This is a genomic window from Enterobacter sp. HMSC16D10 (genome assembly GCF_001807145.1).
GTDB lineage: Bacteria > Pseudomonadota > Gammaproteobacteria > Enterobacterales > Enterobacteriaceae > Enterobacter > Enterobacter roggenkampii.
Window position 1 is genome coordinate 135,998 of the sequence record NZ_KV787884.1, and the last position, 25,295, is coordinate 161,292.

The window sequence follows — 25,295 nt, forward strand, 5'->3', positions numbered from 1 at the left end:
TAGGCCCGGTAAGCGCAGCGCCACCGGGCGAAACCATCAGAGGATCTCGAGCACGTCTTCCGGCGGGCGTCCAATGCGCGCCTGGCCGTTCGCCACCACAATCGGGCGCTCAATCAGCTTTGGATTTTCAACCATCGCCTGTATCAGCCGATCCTCGGAGAGACGGTCGTCATTCAGGTTAAGCGACGTATACAGATCTTCTTTCTTGCGCATCAGATCCCGTGCACTGCCCATGCCCAGCATATGCAGCAGCTGGCGGAGGGTTTGCGCGTCCGGTGGGGTGTCGAGGTACAGCACCACCTCCGGCTCCACGCCGTTAGACTTCAACAGGCTCAGGGTATCGCGGCTCTTGGAGCAGCGCGGGTTGTGATAAATTTTTACGGCGTCTGTCATGACGTGAATTCTCCTTGATTACATCTTCTCGTACGGCTTGAAGCGCTGCTGCAGGCCGCGAAGCTGATCGATACGCGCGTCGTATCGGGCCTGCTGGAGGCTGCCGAGTTTGACCTGCGAGCTGGCGCTGCTGAGCGCGGAAATGGCCTGATCGAGGCGGCCCACCAGGGCAAAGCCTTCGGCACGCGCCGCGAGCTCCTGGTCGCGGTTGCCAAGCTGGGCTTCCGCCTGAGCGAGCAGATCCCAGCCGTTTTGATCGTCTTTATTGTTAAAGGTGTAACGGTTCAGGATGGTCGCCGCTTCACCCGGCTGGCCGCCCTGCAGGTAAGCGTTCGCCAGGTTAAGCTGCAGCACCGGGTTGGTGCGGACGTCTTTCGCCCCTTTCAGGCGGTTAATCGCATCGGCAGGCTTCTTCTGCCCCAGATCGATATCCGTCGACAGATCGAGGTACCACGGGTTGTTCGGGTCGGCAGCCAGAAGCGGTTGCAGCGCTTTACGCGCCTCGTCGTATTTGCTGGCTTCCATCGCCTGGAGCGCCTGACCATACTGCGCGGCGTTTTTCTCACGCACGTTGCCTTTCGCCAGGGCATCCAGCAGGTCGCTGGTGAGCTGGTTACGCCCGGAATTGTACATCCCCAGCGTTCTCACTTTCGCCATGTAGAAATCCTGCGAAGACTGGACCACGACCGGGCGCATCTGGTTGGCACGGTTACGCGCGTCCGACAGACGGCTTTCAGGCAGCGGGTGCGTGAGCAAAATTTCCGGTGGACGGGAAGAATAACGCGCCTGATCGAGCAGTTTTTCGAGGAAGCTCGGCATGGCCTGCGGGTCAAAGCCTGAGCGCTGTAACACCTGGATGCCGATACGGTCCGCTTCCTGCTCGTTTTGTTGGGTAAAGCTGATCATCCCCTGGCGCGTCCCGGCCAGCGTACCGGTCAGCGCCGCCATCCCGGCCTGCGGGCTGGCCATCGCCAGCAGAATGGAACCCAGTGCGCCCACCCAGGTGAGGGGAGCGTTACGTTTCTGGTCTTCCATCGCACGCGCCAGGTGCCGCTGGGTGACGTGCGAAATTTCGTGCGCCATGACCGAGGCCAGCTGGCTTTCGTTGTCCGAATAACGGAATAACGCCGAATGCAGCACCACGTTACCGCCAAAGAAGGCGAAGGCGTTGATTTCGTCATTATTGATTAAATAGAAATGGAAGGGGGTTTTTACCGAGTCGGCGTGCGCTACCAGGCGCATTCCCAGCCCGTTTATGTACTGTACCAGCAAAGGGTCGTTAATCAGCGGGGCGCTGCCGCGCAGCTGGCGAACATAGTAGTCGCCCATTTGCATCTCTTGCCCAATAGATAGCGTGCTTCCTGCCGTGGTGCCCATGTCCGGCAATGTATCGGACGAGTCAGCAAAAGCGGGCAACACCTGACCGACCGTCACCGCGGCAATCAGTGTTGCAACCAGTGTTTTTCTCAACTGCCTGAACATAACCACTGTCCTGTATGTTAGATGTGCTAGTTTGACCGATGAACCGGCATATCGTTCATCTCTGCTGCCCTGCGAGTGTAGCCGTGTTGTAGCATGAAGAAAATCCCATTCATCAGGCTTTTGCGGATTGCGATCGGGATACAAAAAGCGAAAGTCTTTTTTGTGACAGTTAGATACAATTCACCGTCTCACTCCCGCCATTCGATTCAGGGAAGGGTTGTATGCTCGAAATGTTAATGCAGTGGTACCGGCGTCGGTTCAGCGACCCGGAAGCCATTGCTTTGTTGGTTATTCTGGTCGCCGGGTTCGGTATCCTGTTCTTCTTCAGCGGCCTGCTCGCCCCTCTGCTGGTAGCGATTGTGCTGGCGTACCTGCTGGAGTGGCCAACGGCGCGCCTGGAAAATATTGGGTGTTCCCGCCGCTGGGCGACCAGCATCGTGCTGGTGCTGTTTGTCGGCATCCTGCTGTTGATGGCCTTTGTGGTGATGCCGGTAGCCTGGCAACAGGGAATTAACCTGATCCGCGATATGCCCGGCATGCTGAATAAGCTTTCTGATTTCGCCGCCACGCTGCCGCGCCGTTATCCTGCGCTGATGGATGCCGGGATTATCGACGCGATGGCCGAAAATATGCGCGCCCGCATCATGACGATGGGCGATTCGGTGGTGAAGTACTCTCTGGCGTCCCTGGTCGGACTGCTGACGCTGGCGGTCTACCTCGTGCTGGTGCCGCTGATGGTCTTCTTCCTGGTGAAAGATAAAGACCAGATGCTCAACGCCGTACGCCGTATTCTGCCGCGCAACCGCGGGCTGGCGGGGCAGGTCTGGGAAGAGATGAACCAGCAGATCACCAACTACATACGCGGCAAGGTGCTGGAGATGATTGTGGTGGGGGGCGCCACCTGGATTGGCTTCCTGATTTTCGGCCTGAACTACTCGCTGCTGCTGGCCGTGCTGGTCGGATTTTCGGTTTTGATCCCCTACATCGGCGCGTTTGTGGTGACCATTCCGGTGGTTGGCGTGGCGTTGTTCCAGTTTGGGCTGGGTACCGAGTTCTGGAGCTGCTTCGCGGTGTATCTGATTATTCAGGGGCTGGACGGTAACCTGCTTGTACCGGTGCTGTTCTCCGAAGCGGTGAACCTGCATCCGCTGGTGATTATCTTATCGGTGGTGATTTTCGGCGGGCTGTGGGGATTCTGGGGCGTGTTCTTCGCCATTCCGCTGGCGACGCTGATTAAAGCGGTCGTCCACGCGTGGCCGGATGTGCCGGCGGTAGAAGAGCAGTAAGTTTTGCCGGGTGGCGCTGCGCTTACCCGGCCTATTTATCCTTGTAGGTCGGGTAAGGCGAAGCCGCCACCCGACACTCACTTTCAGGCACTTTCTTTCAGCCAGTTCAACACCACGTCGTGGTGGTTGCTGGTTTTGAAGTCGTCAAACACGTGTTCAACTTTACCGTCGGCGTCAATCAGGAAGCTGATGCGGTGAATACCGTCGTAGGTTTTACCCATAAACGTCTTCTCGCCCCAGACGCCGAACTGCTCGCATACCTGATGATCTTCGTCAGAAAGCAGCGTGAAGTTCAGCAGCTCTTTTTCAGCAAATCGTGACAGCTTTTCTGGTTTATCGGTGCTGATACCCAGCACTTCCACGCCGACTTTTTTCAACTCATCCATGTTATCGCGTAAGCCGCAGGCCTGTACGGTGCAGCCGGGGGTCATGGCTTTCGGGTAGAAATAGACCAGAACACGCTGTCCCTGGAAGTCGGTCAAATTTACTTGCTCGCCGTCTTGATCCGGTAAGCTAAATTTCGGTGCGATGTCACCGGCTTTCAGTGGATTCATTACTCAACTCCATCCTGTTCGTGCTGCGAATAATTGACGACGCTTATACTGCCCTGCGCGTTTAATTCTGTACAGAGGGCTTTGAACGCTTGCTCGATATTTGACGCATCCTGTGACGCAGGACTGTGCGCGGTAATTTGAATAAAGAGCGTGGGAACCGTGCTTGCGTCGCCCGGCTGTGTGCGGGAAACGAGCTCGGCGATGTTCATCTGATGGCTGTCAAACAGCGCGGTGAAGCGCTCAATCAGATGTGGAGAATCAGGCACTTCAACCTGCACCCAGACGGTAGAAGGCATGGCCGGGCGAGGGCGCGCGGTGGTGCGCTTCATGACGATCAGCAAGTCCAGCTCGGCACCTTTCAGCGGCAGGGTCGATTCAATCAACGTGATGGCGTTCCATGTCCCTGAAAGCAACATAATGAATGTGAACTCTTCGCCGAGCATGGCCAAACGGCTGTCTTCAATATTACAGCCGCAACTGCTTACGTGGCGGGTGATGGTGTTCACGATACCCGGCCTGTCGGCACCCAGCGCAGTGATAACCAGGTAATGTTGTGATGAGGTTGTCAAACCTGTTCTTCCTTTGCATGGTTAAGTCTTCCTAAGGAAAGCATAAAAAAAACATGCATACAACCGCCTGAGGGCCTCAGGTCGCTTGCTTTTATTACAGTTCCAAACGTACCATTGAGACTCTTGTTCGCACAGAGGATGGCTCATGTTCACGGGAAGTATTGTCGCGCTTGTAACACCGATGGATGAAAAAGGTAACGTCTGCCGGTCTAGCATGAAGAAGCTGATTGATTACCATGTCGCCAATGGAACCTCGGCGATCGTTTCGGTAGGGACTACCGGTGAATCTGCAACGCTGAGCCACGACGAGCACGGCGATGTGGTTATGCTGACCCTGGAACTGGCTGACGGACGTATTCCGGTCATCGCGGGCACAGGCGCGAATGCCACCGCAGAAGCGATCAGCCTGACTAAACGTTTTAACGACAGCGGCATTGTCGGCTGTCTGACGGTGACCCCTTACTACAACCGTCCTACTCAGGAAGGTTTGTTCCAGCACTTCAAAGCCATCGCTGAACATACTGACTTGCCACAAATTCTGTATAATGTGCCGTCCCGTACCGGTTGCGATATGCTGCCGGAAACCGTTGGTCGTCTCTCGGAAGTCAAAAATATTATCGGTATTAAAGAGGCGACAGGGAACTTAAGCCGCGTTCATCAGATCAAAGAGCTGGTTTCAGACGACTTTATCCTGTTGAGCGGTGATGATGCGACCGCGCTGGACTTTATGCAGCTCGGTGGCCATGGCGTGATCTCCGTAACGGCAAACGTTGCGGCGCGCGATATGGCTGAAATGTGCAAACTGGCCGCGGCCGGTCACTTTGATGAAGCGCGTGTCATAAATCAGCGTCTGATGCCGCTGCACAATAAATTATTTGTCGAACCCAATCCGATCCCAGTGAAATGGGCATGTAAGGAGTTGGGGCTTGTAGCAACCGACACGCTGCGTCTGCCAATGACACCGATTACCGACCACGGTCGTGATATCGTCAGGGCAGCGCTGAAGCATGCCGGTTTGCTGTAAAGTTTAGGGAGATTTGATGGCTTATTCAGTACAGAAGTCGCGCCTGGCGAAGGTTGCGAGTGTTTCGCTTGTTATGCTGCTCGCTGCCTGTAGTTCAGACTCGCGCTACAAGCGCCAGGTGAGCGGTGATGAATCCTATCTGGATGCGACCCCGCTTGCTGAACTTCACGCACCGGCTGGTATGATCCTGCCGATTCAGAACGGCGATTATAATATTCCCGTGACCAACGGCAGCGGCCTGGTCGGTAAAGCGCTTGATATTCGTCCACCAGCACAGCCTCTGGCGCTGGTGAGCGGGGCGCGTACCCAGTTCACCGGTGATACGGCGTCTCTGATGGTTGAGAGCGCGCGCGGTAGCACCCTGTGGCCGCAGGTTGTCAGCGTCATTCAGGCGAAGAACTACACCATCGATAAACGCGATGATGCCAGCCAGACGTTAACCACCGACTGGATCGAATGGAACCGTCTGGATGAAGACCAGCAGTACCGCGGTCGTTATCAAGTCTCCGTTAAACCACAGGGTTATCAGCAGGCGGTTAACGTTAAGCTGTTGAACCTGGAGCAGGCGGGTAAACCGGTTGCGGATGCCGCATCCCTGCAGCGTTACAGCACCGAAATGCTGAACGTGATTGCCGCAGGCCTGGATAAAAACGCGACCGATGCTGCCAACGCCGCGCAGAGCCGCAACGGTGTGACCTTCGATGTCCAGAGCGGCGCGGATGATACCGGCCTGCCAATGCTGGTGGTGCGTGCACCGTTTAACCAGACCTGGCAGCGTCTGCCAGCGACGCTGGAAAAAGTGGGCATGAAAGTGACCGACAGCACCCGCTCAACCGGCAGCATGACGGCAACCTATAAGCCGCTCTCCGACAGCGCGTGGCAGGAACTGGGCGCGAAAGATCCTCAGCTTGCCTCCGGTGACTACAAGATTCAGGTCGGTGACCTTGATAACCGCAGTAGCCTGCAGTTTATCGATCCAAAAGGTCACACGCTGACCCAGTCGCAGAACGATGCGCTGGTCGCTGTCTTCCAGGCAGCATTCAGCAAATAAATACGAGGGCTGGTGAATCCAGCCCTTTTTATTTTCGTGCTACGCAAACGTGTGCGTGGCATAATATCCCCAGTTTTGAACACAAATCATCACACCAGGAGTAATGAAGATGCAGAAGCAAGCTGAGTTGTATCGTGGCAAAGCGAAGACCGTATACAGCACGGAAAACCCGGATCTGTTGGTGCTCGAGTTCCGCAATGATACGTCAGCAGGGGATGGCGCGCGCATTGAGCAGTTCGATCGTAAAGGCATGGTGAACAACAAGTTCAACCACTTCATTATGACCAAACTGGCCGAAGCGGGTATCCCGACTCAGATGGAAGCGTTGCTGTCCGATACGGAATGTCTGGTGAAAAAACTGGATATGGTTCCGGTTGAGTGCGTTATTCGTAACCGCGCGGCGGGCTCCCTGGTGAAGCGTCTGGGCATTGAAGAAGGTATCGAACTTAATCCACCGCTGTTCGATCTGTTCCTGAAAAACGACGCCATGCACGACCCGATGGTCAATGATTCCTACTGCGAAACCTTCGGCTGGGTGAACAAAGAGAACCTGGCGCGCATGAAAGAGCTGACCTACAAAGCCAACGACGTGCTGAAAAAATTGTTTGATGACGCGGGCCTGATCCTCGTCGACTTTAAGCTGGAGTTTGGTCTGTTCAAAGGCGAAGTGGTGCTGGGCGATGAGTTCTCACCCGGACGGTAGCCGCCTGTGGGACAAAGAAACCCTGGATAAAATGGACAAAGACCGCTTCCGTCAGAGCCTGGGTGGCCTGATTGAAGCGTACGAAGCGGTTGCTCACCGTTTAGGCGTTAAGCTCGACTAACTCCCTCACTTGCCAAAGGATGTTCGCATCCTTTGGCGTCTTACCTTTGTTTCCTATGGTAATCTTGCCGTTAACCGCCTACGATCATAGCTATTATAAATGGAATAGTTAGAGGTGGTTATGCGCTGGCAAGGGCGTCGTGAAAGTGACAATGTAGAAGACAGACGCAGTGATGGCGGCGGCGGTCCTTCCATGGGCGGACCCGGCTTCCGCTTACCCAGCGGCAAGGGCGGTATCATTCTGCTGATAGTGGTGCTGGTCGCGGGCTATTACGGCGTCGATCTCACCGGGTTAATGACCGGTCAGCCGCTGCAACAGCAGCAGCATTCTCAGCGCTCCATCAGCCCGAATGAAGATGAAGCGGCCAAATTTACCTCCGTGATCCTCGCCACAACGGAAGACACCTGGGGTCAGCTGTTTGAGAAGATGGGGCGTACCTACCAGCAGCCGAAGCTGGTGATGTACCGGGGCGCAACCCGCACCGGATGCGGCACCGGACAGTCCGTGATGGGGCCGTTCTACTGCCCGGCGGACGGCACCGTCTATATCGATCTCTCCTTTTACGATGACATGAAACGCAAGCTTGGCGCTGACGGCGATTTTGCCCAGGGCTACGTGATCGCGCATGAAGTCGGCCATCACGTGCAAAAGCTGCTGGGGATTGAGCCAAAAGTGCGCCAGCTGCAGCAAAATGCGTCGCAGGCTGACGTGAACCGCCTGTCCGTTAAAATGGAGCTGCAGGCGGACTGCTTCGCGGGCGTCTGGGGCCACAGCATGCAGCAGCAGGGCGTGCTGGAATCCGGCGATCTTGAGGAGGCGCTGAATGCCGCTCAGGCGATCGGTGACGACCGTCTTCAGCAGCAGAGCCAGGGGCGCGTCGTGCCGGACAGCTTCACTCACGGTACTTCGCAGCAGCGCTACAGCTGGTTTAAACGCGGTTTCGACAGCGGCGACCCGGCGCAGTGTAATACCTTCGGCAAAGCGATGTAATGCTGGCGTTTGAACAGCTGATACGCGAGCTTGAGCGCACCGGCCATCGTCGGCTGGTGGTGCTCAGCGGTGAGGCGCAGTGGACGTTGAGTCAGGCGACTGACCTGCGTAATGCCCTGCCGGGAGACTGGCTGTGGCTGGATGACAATCCCTCAAAAACCCTCAGCGGACTGCTGGGACGCGAATACCTTCACGCCGTTTTTGACGCGCGCGCCGGGTTTGACGTCTCAGCCTTCGCCGCGCTCAGCGGGACGCTGCGCGCCGGAAGCCTCCTGGTGCTGCTGGTTCCTCCGCTTGCTGACTGGGCCGACAGGCCAGACAGCGATTCTTTGCGCTGGAGCGACAGCGCGGAGCCGATCGCCACTCCACACTTTGTGCACCACTTCTGCCGGACGCTTGCCGCCGATTCGGATGCGATTGTCTGGCAACAGCATCGTCCTTTGTCCGTTCCCGTTGCGCCGGATTTACCCGCCTGGCAGCCTGCCAGCGGCGCACCGCAGCGCGAGCAGGCGGAGATCCTCGACGCGCTTCTGACCATGCCTGCGGGCATCGCTGCCGTAACGGCACCGCGCGGGCGAGGAAAGTCAGCGCTGGCGGGGATGCTGCTCAATAGCATTCAGGGGAGTGCGGTGGTCACGGCACCGGCTAAAGGGGCAACGGATGTCATTGCGCGCTTTGCGGGCGAGCATTTCCACTTTATGGCCCCGGATGCGCTGCTGGCCTCCACGCTGCAGGCCGACTGGCTGATTGTCGATGAAGCGGCTGCCATCCCGGGCCCGCTGCTGGAGAAGCTGGTGACGCGCTTTTCGCGCGTATTATTAACCACCACGGTGCAGGGCTATGAAGGGACGGGCAGGGGATTCCTGCTGAAGTTCTGCGCCCGTTTCAGCGGACTGCGGCATTATGCCTTATCGACCCCCATTCGCTGGGCCGCCGGATGTCCGCTTGAGCGGTTCGTGGCAAATGCTCTGTTATTTGATGATGCGCTTATCGATCGCAAACCGGAAGGTGAGGTTCGTATAACGCCGCTGGCGCCGCGGATGTGGGAGAGCGACCCGGCACGCGCGGCAAGCGTTTATGAACTGCTGTGTGCTGCACACTACCGCACGTCACCACTCGATTTACGCCGGATGATGGACGCGCCCGGCCAGCACTTTGCTGTTGCAGAGACGGGGGCTGATATTGCAGGCGCGCTCTGGCTGGTGGAAGAGGGCGGGTTGTCACCGGAACTTAGCCGCGCCGTGTGGGCGGGATACCGGCGTCCACGCGGGAATCTCGTGGCGCAGTCGCTGGCGGCGCACGGCGGCTCTCCGCTCGCGGCGACGCTGAAAGGGCGACGGGTTAGCCGCATTGCGGTTCACCCCCTGCGCCAGCGGGAAGGCATCGGGCAACGGCTTATCCTTAGCGCCAGCGGGGAAGATTATCTGTCGGTGAGTTTTGGTTATACCGACGAGCTGTGGCGTTTCTGGCAGCGGTGCGGGTTTGTGCTGGTGCGGATGGGGAGCCATCGGGAAGCCAGCAGCGGCTGCTACACGGCGATGGCGCTGCTGCCGCTGAGCGAGGCCGGGCGTCGGCTGTGCGCGCAGGAACATCACCGTTTATGCCGGGATATGCGCGTCCTGTCGGCCTGGAACGGTGAAAAGATCCCGGTGGACGACGGCTGGGAAGCTACCCTTAATAGTGATGACTGGCGGGAGCTGGCGGGGTTTGCTTTTGCCCATCGCGCGTTTTCAACCTCGGTTGCCGCGCTGACGCGGTTGTTGCTCACCGTTGATATGCCGCTTCCGGCCCTGCGGGGGAAACTAGCAGGGAAAACGGATGAGCTCGGGCGAAAAGCGTTGCTGGCAAAGCTGCGCTCTGAAACCGCGCAAGCGCTTGAAAGCCTTGATTATCCGCGCTGCCAGCAGTTGAAGGAAGCCATTTTGCAATGGCAATTTTTTCAATGACTTCTTCAGTAAAGTGGCATGGTCATTCCCGCCGGGAGGCGTAGAATCCAGGTCATCTATTAAGGAGACCACCATGAAACATGACCATTTTGTTGTTCAAAGCCCTGACAAACCGGCTAAACAGTTACTGCTTCTGTTTCATGGGGTTGGCGATAATGCCGTCAATATGGGGCAGATTGGCAGCTGGTTTGCGCCCGTTTTCCCGGAAGCGCTGATTGTCAGCATCGGCGGCGTAGAGCCATGCGGCCCGAACGGGCGCCAGTGGTTCTCGGTTCAGGGCGTGACGGAAGAGAACCGTCAGGCGCGTATCGACGCCATCATGCCGACCTTTATCGACGTCATCCGCTACTGGCAGCAGCAGAGCGGCGTAGGAGCCGAAGCGACCGCGCTGATTGGCTTCTCGCAGGGGTCAATCATGTCGCTGGAAAGCGTAAAGGCACAGCCGGGTCTGGTTTCACGGGTGATCGCGTTTAACGGCCGTTTTGCGACGTTACCGACAAGCGCAACCACGCAGACCACGATCCACTTAATCCACGGCGGTGAAGACCGGGTGATTGAGCTCTCGCATGCGGTTGCTGCCCAGGAAGCGCTGATGCGTGAGGGTGGGGATGTGACGCTTGATATCGTTGACGATCTGGGCCACGCCATTGACGACCGCAGCATGCAGTTTGCGCTTGACCATCTGCGCTATACCGTACCGAAGCACTACTTTGATGAAGCACTCAGCGGCGGTAAGCCGGATGACGATGATATTGTTGAGTTTATGTGATTCTTCCCCCTCTCCCATGGAGAGGGGGAATCGGATCGATTACTTCTTCTGATCCTTCTTCGGCCAGTCGTCGTCATCGTCCCACTTGTCGTTGAAATCACGGTGCGGGGGAAGATCCGGCTTGTTGGCGAGAAATTTTTTATGGTCCACGCGCTTAAGGTCTTTAATCACGTTCAGCAATACGCCGACCAGAAAAACCAACACCAGAACCCACCAGTACTTTGAAAGCCAATCCATTCGCTATTCCTCTCAGAGCGTTCGTCAGGCGACGATTTGCTCCATAATACGTTGATACATACGGGCCAGCAGTTGTAAATCTGCCGCATTGACACACTCATTTATTTTATGAATGGTTGCGTTCACTGGCCCCAGTTCGACAACCTGAGCACCCATACGGGCGATAAAGCGTCCGTCTGAGGTACCACCCGTTGTCAGCAGCTGTGGCTTAATTTCATTATAGTGCTCGATGGCGTTCACCACCGCATCCACCAGTTTACCGCGCTGCGTCAGGAACGGCTGGCCGGAAAGCCACCACTCCACGGTGTAACGCAGCTGATATTTTTCCAGCAGGGCGATAACGCGCGCCTTGATCATCTCATCGGTCAGTTCCGTGCTGAAGCGGAAGTTGAACTGGACGACGTAATCCCCCGGGATCACGTTATTGCTGCCGGTCCCGGCCTTGACGTTCGCAATCTGCATGCTGGTCGGCGGGAAGAACTCGTTGCCCTTATCCCACTCAATCGCCACCAGCTCGCTCAGCATTGGCGCGGCGCGGTGGACCGGGTTATCGGCCAGATGCGGATACGCAACGTGCCCCTGAACGCCGTGAATGGTCAGGTTACAGGTCAGCGAGCCACGGCGACCGTTTTTGACGACGTCACCCACCACTTCGGTACTGGACGGCTCACCGACCAGGCAGTAGTCGAGACGCTCGTTGCGGGCCATCAGCGCTTCGACGACCTTCACGGTGCCGTTGTGCGCGCTGGCTTCTTCGTCGGAGGTGATCAAAAACGCGAGGCGGTTTTTGTGGTTCGGATGCTGCGCCACAAAGCGCTCTGCCGCCACGACCATCGCCGCCAGAGAGCCTTTCATGTCTGCCGCGCCGCGGCCAAACAGCATGCCATCGCGAATGGTCGGCTCAAACGGCGGGTTAATCCAGCGATCCGCGTCACCGGCGGGAACGACGTCAGTATGCCCGGCGAAGGCAAGCGTTTCGCCCTGTCCGCGCCACGCCCAGAAGTTCTGGGTATCGCCAAAGTCCATGCGTTCAACGGTAAAACCGATGGCACGCAGGCGTTCAATCATAAGAGCCTGACAACCTGCGTCGTCCGGGCTAAGGGAAGGACGGCGAATAAGCTGCTGAGTCAGCTCAATGACCGGGCATGACATAAACTACACCTCAACGAAAAAAGTCGGAATAAAGGGTTTCACTGAAACCCAGCAGCATAGGCTGCCCTGGCGCGCAGAGCAATGGGCGTTTGATAATTGCCGGCATCTCGAGCATCAGTTTTGCCGCGCTGTCGGCATCGGTGATGCTGGCGCGCAGTGAGTCGTCCAGTTTACGCCAGGTGGTGCCGCGGGTGTTCAGCAGGGCTTCCCAACCCAGTTCGCGGATAGCGCTATGCAGAAATTCTGCATCGAGCCCGTCGGCACGGTAATCGTGGAAGCGGTACTCCACGCTGTTAGCGTCCAGCCAGCGGCGGGCTTTTTTGATGGTGTCGCAATTTTTAATGCCGTACATCACAACCATGGTGAATCCTTTTGATGTTCTGATAATTAAATGTTCAGTAAATTCGAAGATATATCCTTAAGTGGAATATAACACATTCAGGAATCGTCTGGATTAATGTGTCTTCTTAATTCGACTCACAACTGTACGCTGAATATTCTTTCATCATTTAAGCATAGATGTCCATAAACTTTAAAAACCCAATAAAGTCAGCCAATAAAATAAAACTCACCCGTCCGTAGGGTTATTTCAAAATATTGCTGGCCGTCACAAAAAATTGAGGTCTCTCCGTTCATATTTATCATAAATCCCCGCAGGACGTGGGGTACAATCACAGCAATTGGTTAAATAGTCTTCACAATGATGGTACGTTTTTGTAGAATGCGCATAATAATAAGAGAGGTTGTTATGATTGAACGTGAACTGGGGAACTGGAAAGATTTTATCGAAGGCATGCTTCGTAAATGACATTCAGTAAGAATTGCAAGAGCACTAAAATAAGTAAAATAACCATAGTGTGAATTAATCACACAATAAAAAGGCGGCCGATAAAGCCGCCTTTTTTTATTTCAACCACTTACTCAGGACGTTCCTTCAGCGGGAAGCGGCGACGCACCAGCACAAAGAACAGCGGAACGAAGTAAATGGCCAGAATGGTGGCCGAAATCATGCCGCCCATCACCCCCGTCCCGACCGCATGCTGGCTGCTGGAGCCTGCACCCGTACTGGTTGCCATTGGCAGAACACCAAAGACAAACGCCAGCGACGTCATCAGAATCGGACGCAGGCGCTGACGGCAGGCGTGCAGCGTGGCGGCCATCAGCTCGTGGCCTTTGGCATTCATCTCGTTGGCAAACTCAACGATCAGAATGGCGTTTTTCGCCGACAGCCCAATGACGGTGAGCAGGCCCACCTGGAAGTAGACATCGTTCTCCAGGCCGCGCATCCAGGTCGCCAGCAGCGCACCGATAACCCCAAGGGGCACGACCAGCATGACCGAGAACGGGACCGACCAGCTCTCATACAGGGCGGCAAGGCAGAGGAAGACCACCAGCAGAGAGAGCGCGTAAAGGGCGGGGGCCTGCGCCCCGGAGAGACGCTCCTGGTAAGACATGGCCGTCCACTCGAGACCAAAACCGGCGGGCAGCTGTTGCACCAGTTTTTCCATGGTGTCCATGGCGGTACCGGTGCTGACGCCCGGCGCGGCTTCCCCGACGATTTCAACCGCAGAGTAGCCGTTATAGCGTTCCAGGCGTGGCGATCCGCTCTCCCAGTGCGAAGTCGCAAAGGCAGAGAACGGCACCATGCCGCCAGCATTATTTCTGACAAACCAGCGGTTAATATCATCCGGCAGCATGCGGAACGGCGCGGCGGACTGGACATACACTTTTTTCACGCGGCCGCGATCCATAAAGTCATTCACATAGCTCGACCCCCACGCCGTTTGCAGGGTGTCGTTGATATCGTTGATCGACACACCCAGCGCCTGCGCCTTACGCTGATCGATATCAACCTGAAGCTGCGGGCTGTCGTCGAGGCCGTTATGGCGAACGCGGGTCAGGCCGGGATCGTTGCCTGCCAGCGCTAACAGCTTATCGCGTGCCGCCATCAGCGCCGTGTGGCCCGCCCCGGCGTGATCCTGCAGCTCCATATCGAACCCGGCAGAACTGCCCAGGCCGCTTATCGCCGGCGGGCTGCTGGCAAAGACGCGCGCTTCTTTGATGTGCGCAAAGGCTTTTGTCGCACGTTCAATGATGGCAAACGAGGTGCCCGTCCGGGCATCGCGCTCGTCCCAGTCCTTCAGGCGGACAAACATGCGGGCAACGTTCTGCCCGTTTCCGCCCGGGCCGGAACCGACGGTGGAGAAGACCGAGACAACGTTATCTTTCTCTTTGGTGAAGAAATACTGCTCCACTTTCTGCACCACTTTCAGCGTCTGCTGCTGCGTTGCGCCGCTCGGAAGCTGCACCGAGGTGGTGAACATACCCCGATCTTCCATCGGCAGGAACGAGGTGGGCAGGTGCAGGAACAGCCACACCATCCCGCCCAGCAGCACAACGTAAATCATCATCCAGCGCAGGCTGCGGTGCAGTACGCGACCCACGGCAGATTCATAGCGCGCGGCGTTGCGGTTGAACATCCGGTTAAACCAGCCGAAGAACCCTTTCTGCCCGTGATGCTCCCCTTTGTGCAGCGGTTTCAGAATGGTGGCGCACAGCGCGGGGGTGAGGATCAGCGCGACCAGCACGGAGAGCACCATCGCCGAGACGATGGTGATCGAGAACTGGCGATAAATCGCCCCGGTGGTGCCGCCAAAGAAGGCCATTGGGATAAAGACGGCCGACAGCACCATCGCAATCCCGACCAGCGCCCCCTGAATTTGCCCCATGGACTTGCGCGTCGCCTGGCGCGGAGAGAGCCCTTCTTCGCTCATGATGCGCTCGACGTTTTCAACCACCACGATGGCATCATCCACCAGAAGGCCGATCGCCAGCACCATCGCAAACATCGTCAGGGTATTAATGCTGTACCCGAAGGCGTAGAGCACCGCAAAGGTCCCCAGCAGCACGACGGGGACGGCAATGGTGGGGATCAGCGTCGCGCGGAAGTTTTGCAGGAACAGGTACATGACCAGGAACACCAGCGCGATGGCTTCCAGCAGGGTCTTCACCACGTCCTCAATGGAGGCTTTAACGAAGGAGGTGGTTTCATAGGCGACTTTGTACTCCAGCCCGTGCGGGAAATACTGCGACAGCTCGTCCAGACGGTCTAATACCAGTTTTGCCGTCGCCATTTCGTTCGCGCCGGAGGCCAGCTTAATCCCCAGACCGGAGGCCTGATTGCCGTTAAAGCGGCTCAGGTAGTCGTATTTCTCCGCCCCCATTTCCACCGTGGCGACATCGCCCAGACGCACTTCCGACCCGTCCTGATTCACGCGCAGGGTGATATTGCGGAACTGGTCCGGCGTCTGCAGCAGGGATTGCGAATTAATGGTGGCGTTCAGGGCTTGCTTATCAACGGAAGGCGTTCCCCCCAGTTGCCCTACGGCAATCTGGGCGTTCTGGGCTTTGATAGCATCCGTCACGTCGGTTGCCGTCATCTGGTAGCTGTTCAGCTTGTTGGGATCGAGCCAGATACGCATGGAGTACTGTGAGCCGTAGGCGTCGATATCCCCGACGCCGTTGATACGGCTGATGGGATCCTGAATATTACTGGCGACGTAGTCCGCGATGTCCTGTTTATCCATCGAGCCATCTGTCGAGACAAACGCGATGGTCAATATGTTGGTATCGCCGGTTTTACGCACGGTCACGCCCTGGTTTTGCACCGCCTGGGGCAGCTTGCGCATCGCCGACTGCAGCTGGTTTTGGACCTGCTGCACCGCTTCGTCCGGGTCGGTGCCCGCCTTAAAGCTCAGGGTCACCGTCGCCTGTCCCGTGGCGCTGCTTTGCGAGGACATGTACATCAGGTTATCCAGACCCGTCATGTTCTGCTCGATAACCTGCGTCACGGTATTTTCCAGCGTCTGAGCGGACGCGCCGGGGTAGTTTGCGGTGACGCGCACGTTCGGCGGTGCCAGGTCGGGGTATTGCTCAACGGGAAGTGAAGTAATCGCCAGGACACCTGTCAGACACAACAGGATGGCAAGCACCCAGGCAAAAATGGGGCGATCGATGAAAAAATTCGCCATGAAAGTGTGACCTCGTTTTGCTGCACGTCATTATTGTTTATTGCCCGCATAACTTTAGCGGTAAGGCCCAGGTCAAACGTGGAGAAATAAAGGAGATAGTGTAAATTATCATGCGCTTTTCCCTGCGCTTCCCTCTTTACCGTTATTTACCCGTTAACGGCGTGGGCGCCGGAAACGTCACGCTGACCAGCGTGCCGCCGTTTTGCGGCTGTGAAAAGTGCAGCACTCCTCCAAGCCGTTGCGCGCGTTCGCGCATAATGTTCAGACCGTAATGTCCCGGCGGCTCGCTGGCTTCGCCAATCCCGATGCCGTTGTCGCGAATGCTGACGCTGTGCGTACCGTCCGCTGCGGTCACGCAGCTGACGGTGATTTCGCTCGCCTGCGCGTGCTTAATGGCGTTCAGCACGGCCTCACGCACGATCTGCAGCAAATGTACCTGCTTTTGCGCGTCCAGCGCCAGCGAGGAGAGGCGGCAGTCGAGATGCAGTTTCGCCTGCGTCTGGCTCTGCAGCCCGTCGAGGGACTCCTGCAGCGCCGCGGGTAAATTCGCATGGTTCAGCGTCAGGCGGAAGGTGGTCAGCAGCTCGCGAAGCTGCTGCCAGGCGTTGTTCAGCTCGCGGGAGAAGTCGGTGATAATGGCCTGCGCTTGGGTATTTTCTTCCGGCACGGCGCGTTTGAGCAGCGCAAGCTGAATGCGCAGATACGACAGCACCTGCGCCAGCGAATCGTGCAGCTCGCGGGCAATGGTGGCGCGCTCTTCCATCAGCAGCAGCTGCTGGTAATGCTTTTGCGCCTGGTTAAAGTACAGCCCGCGCCCGAGCATGGTCGCCACGCTTCTCATCAGCGGAAGGGGGACGCTGTCCGCCTCGCTTTGCCAGCGCAGCTCGCCGTAGAGCGTGTCCTGCATCAGTACCGGCAGGTTTTGCAGAGGGATACCCTCAGCCTCCGTCCCTTCGCACAGCCGCCAGTCGTCGCTGGTGCGCAGTTCCAGATAATTCATCTGCGTATAGTCATGGACAATCTGCAGGATATGCCGGAAACAGTGGCTGTCTATCTGGCCGGTATTGAGCGCCTGCGAGCACTTGAACAGCATGTCGAGCTGCTGGTGGGCTTCGTGCAGGTGCCGCGTCTTTTCCGCAACCGAGGCCTCGAGCGAACGGTAGAGCGTATCGAGCTCGGCCGACATGTGGTTAAAGGCGCGCGAAAGCTGCCCCAGCTCGTTCGGCAGGGCGCTATCCGGCGCAGGGGTGGCAAACTCGCCGCGCTCAATGCGTTCGCTGGCCGCCACCAGGTTATTCAGCGGCAGCACCACCTGGCGACGGATGCGTCGCAGGGTAAACAGCGTCAGCAGCAGGATCCCGAGTGCGCCAGCCAGCGAGAGCAGGGTGACCGTTTGAATTTTATGTTCGGTGTAGTGCTGGAGGGCGAGCACAAAGGCATCAATGCGGCCGACAAAATCCTCAATATTGCGTTGGTACCACGCGCTGTCGCCGCGGGCGATATGCGCATCCATCTCCTGCCAGGCCACATGCAGCTGCTGATAGCGTGCTTTCACATTGTCCGGGACGTACCAGCGATCCAGCTTCTGCAGGGCAGGCGCGCCGAGCGTCTGTTGCCAGCTCTCGCGATGTGCCGCAAGGGAAGGGCTGTTTCGCTGCATCTCGTAGCCCAGACGATAGCTCTGCATGCGCAGTGAGCCAGCGATGTTGATGGCTTCGGCATCGCGCTGGCTGCTGGCCAGCGTCAGCAACGCGACGGTGCTGCTGAGCACGGATAGGGCAATGATCGAAAAGAAAGCCCAGGCAAGGCTTCCGGAAACGGGTCGTTTAACGGTCACAGAACGGCTCTCTGAATAAAATTGATCTGCCACAGGTTCACTGGAAATAATTGGGCGCTTCAGGCATTTGAACATTGCCCGAACGCACCGTGATGCGTAAATACCATACTCTTATAAAGAGAAAGGTTATTGAACCAAAAACAGGTGTGGTTATGAATCGTTTTATTATGGCTAACAGCCAGCAGTGCATTGGGTGTCACGCCTGCGAAGTGGCCTGCGTGATGGCGCACAACGATGAGCAGCATGTCGTGAGCGAGCGCCATTTTCATCCGCGTATCACGGTCCTGAGATCCGGCGAGAAGAGCCACCCCGTGACCTGTCATCATTGCGAAAATGCACCCTGCGCGCAAAGCTGCCCGAACGGCGCCATCAGCAAATGCGATGACAGCGTACAGGTGAATCAACAAAAATGCATCGGCTGTAAGGCCTGCGCGGTGGCCTGCCCGTTTGGCACGATGGAGATTATCGTCACTCCGCTCAACAATGGCAGCGTGAAGGCCTCGGCGAATAAATGCGACCTCTGTCTGACGCGTCCACACGGCCCGGCCTGTATCGAAAATTGCCCGGCGGATGTCCTCTCCCTGGCGACGCCCGCCGCGCTGGAAAACCTGGCGAAATCGCGCCGACAGCGCACGGCCTGCCTGGAGGCGCAGCCCTGGCATGGTGCCGAGGCCGTCAGCGTGGACGCGCCGCGTACCAAAATGCAGCAGATGCAAACGACCCCGCCCCGCGGCGAGCCCGACAAGCTGGCTGGCGCAGAGCGCGTGGGCCATTTTAACGAAATTTACCTGCCGTTCCGGGCCGAACAGGCCGCCCGCGAGGTGTCGCGCTGCCTGAAGTGCGGAGAGCACAGCATTTGCGAATGGACCTGCCCGCTGCACAACCACATCCCGCAGTGGATTGAGCGCCTCAACGCGGGGGATATCACCGGCGCGGCCGAGCTTTCTCATCAGACCAACTGTTTACCTGAAATTACCGGTCGCGTCTGCCCGCAGGACCGGCTATGCGAGGGAGCCTGCACGCTTCGTGACGCGTCGGGGGCCGTGACGATCGGTAACATCGAGCGCTACATCTCCGATCGGGCGCTGGCGATGGGCTGGCGGCCGGATATGTCCGCCGTCACGCCGTCAGGTAAACGTGTCGCGATTGTCGGCGCGGGGCCCGCCGGGCTGGCGTGCGCCGACGTGCTGGCGCGCCGCGGCGTGAGCGTGACGGTCTATGACCGGCATCCGGAGATCGGCGGTTTGCTGACCTTTGGCATCCCGGCATTTAAGCTCGATAAATCGCTGCTCGCCCGGCGCAGAGAGATCTTTACCGCGATGGGGATCCGCTTCGAGCTGAACTGCGAGGTGGGCCAGGACGTGTCGATGTCGCAGCTCAAGAGCGATTACGACGCCCTGTTTATTGGCGTGGGTACCTATCGTTCGATGAAGGCGGGTATCCCGAACGAGGATGCGCCAGGGGTCTACGACGCGCTGCCTTTCCTGGTGGGCAACACGCGGCATGTTATGGGGCTGGAGGCGACGGCCAGCGAGCCGTTCATCGACACCCGTGGCCTGAACGTGGTGGTGCTGGGTGGAGGCGATACCGCGATGGACTGCGTCCGCACGGCGTTACATCACGGCGCGGCGACGGTCACCTGCGCCTATCGTCGGGATGAGCCCAACATGCCGGGCTCGAAGAAAGAGGTGCAGAACGCCAGAGAAGAGGGGGCGTCATTTGAGTTTAACGTCCAGCCGGTTGAGCTGAGGCTGGATCCGAACGGTAAGGTCAACGGTATCCGGATGCTGCGTACCGCGCTCGGTGAGCCGGATGCGCAGGGGCGTCGTCGGCCCGTTCCGGTGGCGGGCAGCGAGTTTGTGATGGCCGCGGATGCAGTCATCATGGCGTTTGGCTTTAATCCGCACGCGATGCCGTGGCTGCAGGCGCAGGGTGTCGAAACGGATGACTGGGGGCGGATCGTGGCCTCGGTCGAGAGCCGCTATCGTTACCAGACGACCAACCCGCAGATCTTCGCCGGGGGCGATGCGGTACGCGGCGCGGATCTGGTCGTCACCGCGATGGCGGAAGGGCGTCATGCCGCGCAGGGGATACTCGACTGGCTGGGAGTGGATGTACCACAACATCATTAATCCGGCGGACGACAAAGCGGGATTCACGGCGTAGTATAGGACGACTCATTGTGCCGTGGAGCCCGTATGACCCTGAAAATTGACGTTATCAAAGACAAAATTCTCTCTGAAAACTACTTTGTCCTGCGTAACATCACCTATGATCTTACACGTAACAACGGTGAAGTGATCCGCCACAAGCGCGAGGTCTATGACCGTGGTAACGGAGCAACCATCCTGCTCTATAACCGTGAAAAGCAGAGCGTGGTGCTGATCCGTCAGTTCAGGGTGGCAACATGGGTCAATGGCAATCCTGACGGACGTCTGATTGAAACCTGCGCGGGCCTGCTCGATGACGATGAGCCGGAAGTCTGCATCCGCAAAGAGGCCGTCGAAGAGACCGGCTTTGAAGTGGGCGAGGTCAAAAAGGTCTTCGAGCTGTACATGTCCCCGGGCGGCGTGACGGAAATTGTCCATTTCTTCATTGCTGAATACAGCGACGCACAGCGCACGCACCGGGGCGGTGGCGTAGAGGATGAAGATATCGACGTGCTGGAGCTTCCTTTTGCCCGAGCGCTGGAGATGGTGCGTTCAGGCGAAATCAGGGATGGTAAGGCGGTGATATTGCTGCAGTATTTACAGACAACCGGGCTGATGAACACCCCTTTCGAACGGATATAGCCTGTTTTTCAGGTATATCTGATAAATCCGATTGAGCAACCCCGGCTGGAACACGAAGATACTGCCCTGTTATGCGTTTTCGTTCCGGGATTGTGTCATTCATGCGCTACAGCGTCTTTTTATTTTCCCTGTTTTGTGTGCTCCTCGCGCCGCAGGTGCGGGCTGCACCCGCGCAGCAAGCCTTCTCTGACTGGCAGGTGACCTGCAATAACCAGAACTTCTGCCTTGCCCGCAACACGGGCGAACACCGCGGTCTGGTCATGACGCTCACCCGGAGCGCCGGGGCGAAAACGGATGCCACGCTGCGTATCGATCTCGGCGGTCTTGATACCCCCTCCGTGAAAGAGCCGGATATTGCCCCGCGGCTGCTGCTGGATAATATTCCCCTGAAGCTCGACAAACAGCGCTGGCAGCTCACCCCCTGGCATCTGAAAACGGACGATGCGGCCACCATCACCGCCTTTCTGAAAAACATCCAGGAAGGAAAAGCCCTGACTCTGCGAGGCGGTAAGCAGGTGATTTCACTGGCCGGTCTGAAAGCCGCGCTGCTGTTCATTGATGCCCAGCAAAAGCGCGTTGGCAGCGAAACCGCGTGGATCAAGAAAGGTGACGATCCGCCGTTAAGCGTGCCGCCCGCACCTGCCCTGAAAAAGGTGGCGATCGTTAATCCTACCCCAACACCGCTTTCCCACGCTGAACTGAACGATCTGCTGGATTATGGTACCGGCAGGATGAACAGCAGCCAGTGCTCGCTGGATCCTAACCGTCGCGAAGTGCGCGTCACCGCGTTAACCGATGACAAAGCGCTGCTGATCGTCAGCTGCGAGGCGGGGGCCTATAACACGGTCGATCTGGCGTGGCTGGTGTCACGTAAAAAACCGTTCTCTGCCCGCAGCGTGAGGCTGCGTCTGCCGTTTACGCCGTCAAGCGACAGCAGCGAAATCGAGTTGATGAACGCCAGCTTTGATGAAAAGACGCGCGAGCTGACCACGCTCTCGCTGGGGCGCGGTATGGGGGATTGTGGGATCCAGACGCGCTGGCGGTTTGACGGCCAGCGTTTCCGCCTGGTGCGCTATGCCGAGGAACCCAGCTGTGATAACTGGAATGGGCCAGACGCCTGGCCCACGCTGTGGATCACGCGGTAGCTTTTTGCCGGGTGGCGCTGTCGCTTACCCGGCCTACGGTTTGGTGGTTTTGTAGGCCGGGTAAGGCGTAGCCGCCACCACCCGGCAACGCAGACCGCACTAAATCACGCTCAGCGCCTTCTCTACCACGTTCTCAACGGTAAAGCCAAAGTACGGGAACAGCTTGTCGGCAGGGGCGGACTCACCGTAGCCCCGCATCCCAACAATCGCCCCTTTGAGCCCGACATACTTGTACCAGTAGTCGGCAATACCGGCCTCCACCGCCACGCGCGCCGCGACGTTAGAGGGCAGCACCGATTCCCGGTACGCCTCGTCCTGGGCGTCAAAGATATCCGTTGAGGGCAGGGACACCACGCGCACCGCGTGGCCTTCGGCGGTCAGTTTTTCCGCCGCTTTCACCGTGATTTCCACCTCGGAACCGGTCGCAATCAGGATCACGTCCGGCTTGCCGCCGCTGTCTTTCAGGATATAGCCCCCGCGGGCAATGTTTTTCACCTGCTCCGGCGTGCGCTCAATCTGCGCCAGGTTCTGGCGTGACAGGATCAGCGCCGTCGGGCCGTTATGGCGTTCTACCGCCAGCTTCCAGCCCACTGCCGCTTCGACCTGATCGCAGGGGCGCCAGGTGCTGAAGTTGGGCGTTAAACGCAGGCTCGCCAGCTGTTCCACCGCCTGGTGGGTGGGGCCGTCTTCTCCCAGACCGATGGAGTCGTGGGTATAGACCATAATCTGCCGCGCCTTCATCAGCGCTGCCATGCGCGCCGCGTTACGGGCGTACTCGACGAACATCAGGAAGGTGGCGGTGTAGGGCACGAAGCCGCCGTGGTGGGCGATGCCGTTGGCGATCGCGGTCATCCCGAACTCGCGCACGCCGTAGTGGATATAGTTCCCGGCAATATCCTCCTTCAGCGATTTCGAGCCCGACCAGATGGTCAGGTTACTCGGTGCCAGGTCCGCCGAGCCGCCCAGCAGCTCAGGAAGGAGAGGGCCAATCGCATTCAGGGTGTTTTGCGACGCCTTACGGGTGGCGATTTTTGCCGGGTTGGACTGCAGGTTTTCAATCAGCGCCTGGGTTTTATCGTCCCAGTCCTCCGGCAGACCGCCGCTCATGCGCCGGGAAAACTCGGCGGCCAGTTCCGGGTACGCTTTTTTGTAGGCGGCAAATTTCTCGTTCCAGGCCTGCTGGGCTTTCTCACCGTCTTCACGGGCATCCCACGCCCGGTAGATCTCTTTCGGGATTTCAAACGGCGGGTACTTCCAGCCCAGCTTCTGCCGGGTCAGCGCCACTTCTTCGTCACCCAGCGCCGCGCCGTGCGCCTCTTCTTTACCCGCCTTGTTCGGCGAGCCGAAGCCGATAACCGTGCGGCAGATAATCAGGGACGGTTTGTCCTTCACGCTCTGCGCTTCCTGAATCGCTTTTTTCACCGCCTCAGGATCGTGGCCGTCGATCTCGTGCACCACGTGCCAGTGGTAGGCCTCGAAGCGTTTTGCCGTGTCGTCGGTGAACCAGCCCTCGGTTTCCCCGTCGATGGAGATGCCGTTGTGATCGTAGAAGCCAATCAGCTTGCCGAGCCCCAGGGTGCCCGCCAGGGAGCAGACCTCATGGGAAATCCCCTCCATCAGGCAGCCGTCACCCATAAACACGTAGGTGTAGTGATCGACAATCTCGTGGTCCGGCTGGTTGAACTGTGCCGCCAGCGTACGCTCGGCAATCGCCAGCCCGACCGCATTTGCCAGCCCCTGACCGAGCGGCCCGGTGGTGGTCTCCACGCCCGGCGTATAGCCGATCTCCGGGTGACCCGGGGTTTTAGAGTGCAGCTGGCGGAAGTTTTTCAGCTCCTCAAGCGGCAGATCGTAACCGGACAGGTGCAGCAGGCTGTAGAGCAGCATCGAGGCGTGGCCGTTGGAGAGAATAAAGCGGTCACGGTCGTACCAGGTGGGATCGTTAGGGTTGTGCTTCAGGAAGTCGTTCCACAGGACTTCGGCAATATCGGCCATGCCCATCGGTGCGCCGGGATGGCCAGAATTGGCTTTCTGCACGGCATCCATGCTGAGGGCGCGGATGGCATTGGCGAGCTCTTTACGGGACATAGTTCACTCCGTGGCAAGGTTAAAGTTTGGCAGCGAGAAGATCTTCAAGTTTGCGCTGGTCGACAGCGAACAGGCGGATACCTTCCGCCAGTTTTTCCACGGCCATGGCGTCCTGATTGTGCTCCCAGCGGAATTCGGCTTCGGTCATGGCTTTCGGTTTTGGCAGAACGGTAGAGGTGGGGATCAGCTTGCGGATGACCGTCTCTTCTTTGTCCTGTAGCTCCTGGAGCAGGTTAGGGGAGATGGTCAGGCGGTCGCAGCCCGCCAGGGCGAGGATCTGCTCGGTACGGCGGAAGCTGGCCCCCATCACGATGGTTTCGTAGCGATGCTGCTTGTAGTAGTCGTAGATATTGCGCACCGATTTCACGCCCGGGTCCTCATCCACCACGTACGGATCCATCGGCTGTTTCGCCTGGTACCAGTCGTAGATGCGGCCAACAAACGGTGACACCAGGAACACGCCCGCTTCGGCACAGGCGCGCGCCTGGGCAAAGGAGAACAGCAGCGTCAGGTTGCAGTGAATTCCCTCTTTTTCCAGCACCTCTGCCGCGCGGATGCCTTCCCAGGTCGACGCCAGCTTGATCAGAATGCGTGATTTATCGATCCCCTGCTCCTGGTAGAGTTCCACCAGGCGGCGAGCCTTGTTGATGCTCTTTTCTTTATCGAACGAGAGGCGGGCGTCAACTTCGGTCGAGACGCGCCCCGGAATGCTTTTAAGAATTTCCGCACCAAAATTAACTGCCAGCTTGTCGCTGGCTTCGGCGACCTGCTGCTCCTGCGTCTTCCCGCGCTGTTTTCCGTAGGCAATGGCGTCATCAATCAGATGACTAAAATGGGTAAGCCCGGCTGCCTTGAGCAGTAGCGAAGGGTTGGTGGTCGCATCCTCCGGCTGATAGTGGCGAATCGACTCGATATCGCCGCTGTCTGCGACCACCGTGGTGAATTGTTTGATGCCGTCTAGCTGGTTCATAAATGATTACTCCTTGGAAATAAAAGTGTTAGCTGAGTGCGTTAGTTCACACTTCTGAGAAAATCATGATGGACTTAACAAAAAAGCATAGCAGACGGGGGAGGCATTGCTTTTGAGACGGGTAACATGGCTGTTATAAATTGATAACAATTTTT

21 protein-coding genes and 1 pseudogene are annotated in these 25,295 nt (G+C 57.9%); 11 read left to right on the forward strand and 11 right to left on the reverse strand.

Annotated elements, in window-relative coordinates; translation table 11 throughout:
- Positions 1-36: 36 nt before the first annotated feature.
- Entirely contained in the window at positions 37-393 is a 357-nt protein-coding gene (arsC, locus tag HMPREF3143_RS14365; protein WP_008501638.1) for an arsenate reductase (glutaredoxin), read from the reverse strand.
- Positions 394-411: 18 nt separating this feature from the next.
- A complete protein-coding gene (gene bepA / locus HMPREF3143_RS14370) occupies positions 412-1,875 on the reverse strand; it encodes a beta-barrel assembly-enhancing protease (RefSeq protein ID WP_021241809.1) in 1,464 nt (487 codons plus the stop codon).
- Positions 1,876-2,096: 221 nt separating this feature from the next.
- On the opposite strand from bepA, the gene HMPREF3143_RS14375 reads away from it, so the two are divergent.
- The gene (locus HMPREF3143_RS14375) at positions 2,097-3,161 is read left to right on the forward strand and encodes an AI-2E family transporter (protein ID WP_025912790.1); all 1,065 of its coding nucleotides are present in this window, start codon (positions 2,097-2,099) and stop codon (positions 3,159-3,161) included.
- An 83-nt stretch (positions 3,162-3,244) separates the two neighbouring features.
- Here the strand turns inward: HMPREF3143_RS14375 and bcp are convergent, their stop codons facing one another.
- Positions 3,245-3,715: a thioredoxin-dependent thiol peroxidase gene (bcp, locus tag HMPREF3143_RS14380; protein WP_008501635.1), complete on the reverse strand. Its 471-nt coding sequence runs from the start codon at positions 3,713-3,715 to the stop codon at positions 3,245-3,247.
- Positions 3,715-4,284 carry a glycine cleavage system transcriptional repressor gene (locus HMPREF3143_RS14385; protein ID WP_023325845.1) on the reverse strand — a complete coding sequence of 190 codons (570 nt, stop codon included), beginning with the start codon at positions 4,282-4,284 and terminating at the stop codon, positions 3,715-3,717. The genes bcp and HMPREF3143_RS14385 overlap by 1 nt, the downstream gene beginning before the upstream one ends.
- A 145-nt stretch (positions 4,285-4,429) precedes the next feature.
- Between HMPREF3143_RS14385 and dapA the strand changes: the two genes are divergently transcribed.
- From dapA to ypfH, 6 genes and pseudogenes are all read left to right on the forward strand, one after another.
- Entirely contained in the window at positions 4,430-5,308 is an 879-nt protein-coding gene (gene dapA / locus HMPREF3143_RS14390) for a 4-hydroxy-tetrahydrodipicolinate synthase (protein WP_008501633.1), read from the forward strand.
- Positions 5,309-5,324: 16 nt separating this feature from the next.
- Positions 5,325-6,359, forward strand: coding sequence for an outer membrane protein assembly factor BamC (gene bamC, locus HMPREF3143_RS14395; RefSeq protein ID WP_008501632.1), 1,035 nt, complete (start codon positions 5,325-5,327; stop codon positions 6,357-6,359).
- A gap of 109 nt (positions 6,360-6,468) precedes the next feature.
- Positions 6,469-7,183: pseudogene (purC, locus tag HMPREF3143_RS14400) on the forward strand (phosphoribosylaminoimidazolesuccinocarboxamide synthase).
- 120 nt (positions 7,184-7,303) lie between these two features.
- Complete coding sequence (locus HMPREF3143_RS14405) at positions 7,304-8,173, forward strand: KPN_02809 family neutral zinc metallopeptidase (RefSeq protein WP_008501630.1); 870 nt, start codon at positions 7,304-7,306, stop codon at positions 8,171-8,173.
- Positions 8,173-10,119 (forward strand): tRNA(Met) cytidine acetyltransferase TmcA, encoded by a 1,947-nt coding sequence (locus HMPREF3143_RS14410; RefSeq protein ID WP_070533471.1) that lies wholly within the window; start codon positions 8,173-8,175, stop codon positions 10,117-10,119. Before HMPREF3143_RS14405 ends, HMPREF3143_RS14410 begins: the two co-directional genes overlap by 1 nt.
- A 73-nt stretch (positions 10,120-10,192) precedes the next feature.
- Entirely contained in the window at positions 10,193-10,888 is a 696-nt protein-coding gene (gene ypfH, locus HMPREF3143_RS14415) for an esterase (RefSeq protein ID WP_070533473.1), read from the forward strand.
- A 39-nt stretch (positions 10,889-10,927) separates the two neighbouring features.
- Here the strand turns inward: ypfH and HMPREF3143_RS14420 are convergent, their stop codons facing one another.
- From HMPREF3143_RS14420 to HMPREF3143_RS14430, 3 genes are read right to left on the reverse strand one after another with little or no spacing between them, the layout of a single operon-like run.
- Positions 10,928-11,125, reverse strand: a complete 198-nt coding sequence (locus HMPREF3143_RS14420) for a YpfN family protein (protein WP_008501627.1) — start codon at positions 11,123-11,125, stop codon at positions 10,928-10,930.
- Between the two features lie 24 nt (positions 11,126-11,149).
- Complete coding sequence (gene dapE, locus HMPREF3143_RS14425) at positions 11,150-12,277, reverse strand: succinyl-diaminopimelate desuccinylase (protein ID WP_008501626.1); 1,128 nt, start codon at positions 12,275-12,277, stop codon at positions 11,150-11,152.
- A gap of 10 nt (positions 12,278-12,287) precedes the next feature.
- Positions 12,288-12,638, reverse strand: a complete 351-nt coding sequence (locus HMPREF3143_RS14430; protein ID WP_008501625.1) for an ArsC family reductase — start codon at positions 12,636-12,638, stop codon at positions 12,288-12,290.
- Between the two features lie 387 nt (positions 12,639-13,025).
- Here HMPREF3143_RS14430 and ypfM point away from each other — a divergent pair, with 387 nt between their 5' ends.
- On the forward strand, positions 13,026-13,085 hold the full coding sequence (gene ypfM, locus HMPREF3143_RS25695; protein WP_015572204.1) for a protein YpfM: 60 nt from the start codon (positions 13,026-13,028) through the stop codon (positions 13,083-13,085).
- A 109-nt stretch (positions 13,086-13,194) separates the two neighbouring features.
- Here the strand turns inward: ypfM and acrD are convergent, their stop codons facing one another.
- Both acrD and narQ read right to left on the reverse strand, forming a co-directional pair.
- Positions 13,195-16,308 (reverse strand): multidrug efflux RND transporter permease AcrD, encoded by a 3,114-nt coding sequence (gene acrD / locus HMPREF3143_RS14435; protein WP_070533475.1) that lies wholly within the window; start codon positions 16,306-16,308, stop codon positions 13,195-13,197.
- A gap of 142 nt (positions 16,309-16,450) precedes the next feature.
- Entirely contained in the window at positions 16,451-18,145 is a 1,695-nt protein-coding gene (gene narQ / locus HMPREF3143_RS14440) for a nitrate/nitrite two-component system sensor histidine kinase NarQ (protein WP_070533497.1), read from the reverse strand.
- Positions 18,146-18,297: 152 nt separating this feature from the next.
- Between narQ and aegA the strand changes: the two genes are divergently transcribed.
- From aegA to HMPREF3143_RS14455, 3 genes are all read left to right on the forward strand, one after another.
- The gene (gene aegA, locus HMPREF3143_RS14445) at positions 18,298-20,277 is read left to right on the forward strand and encodes a formate-dependent uric acid utilization protein AegA (RefSeq protein ID WP_070533477.1); all 1,980 of its coding nucleotides are present in this window, start codon (positions 18,298-18,300) and stop codon (positions 20,275-20,277) included.
- Between the two features lie 66 nt (positions 20,278-20,343).
- Complete coding sequence (gene nudK, locus HMPREF3143_RS14450) at positions 20,344-20,937, forward strand: GDP-mannose pyrophosphatase NudK (RefSeq protein WP_025912781.1); 594 nt, start codon at positions 20,344-20,346, stop codon at positions 20,935-20,937.
- A 101-nt stretch (positions 20,938-21,038) separates the two neighbouring features.
- The gene (locus tag HMPREF3143_RS14455) at positions 21,039-22,082 is read left to right on the forward strand and encodes a DUF1176 domain-containing protein (protein WP_070533499.1); all 1,044 of its coding nucleotides are present in this window, start codon (positions 21,039-21,041) and stop codon (positions 22,080-22,082) included.
- Between the two features lie 99 nt (positions 22,083-22,181).
- On the opposite strand, the gene tkt is transcribed toward HMPREF3143_RS14455, so the two are convergent.
- Both tkt and tal read right to left on the reverse strand, forming a co-directional pair.
- Entirely contained in the window at positions 22,182-24,170 is a 1,989-nt protein-coding gene (gene tkt / locus HMPREF3143_RS14460) for a transketolase (RefSeq protein WP_070533480.1), read from the reverse strand.
- Between the two features lie 19 nt (positions 24,171-24,189).
- Positions 24,190-25,140, reverse strand: coding sequence for a transaldolase (tal, locus tag HMPREF3143_RS14465; RefSeq protein ID WP_008501618.1), 951 nt, complete (start codon positions 25,138-25,140; stop codon positions 24,190-24,192).
- Positions 25,141-25,295 lie beyond the last annotated feature (155 nt).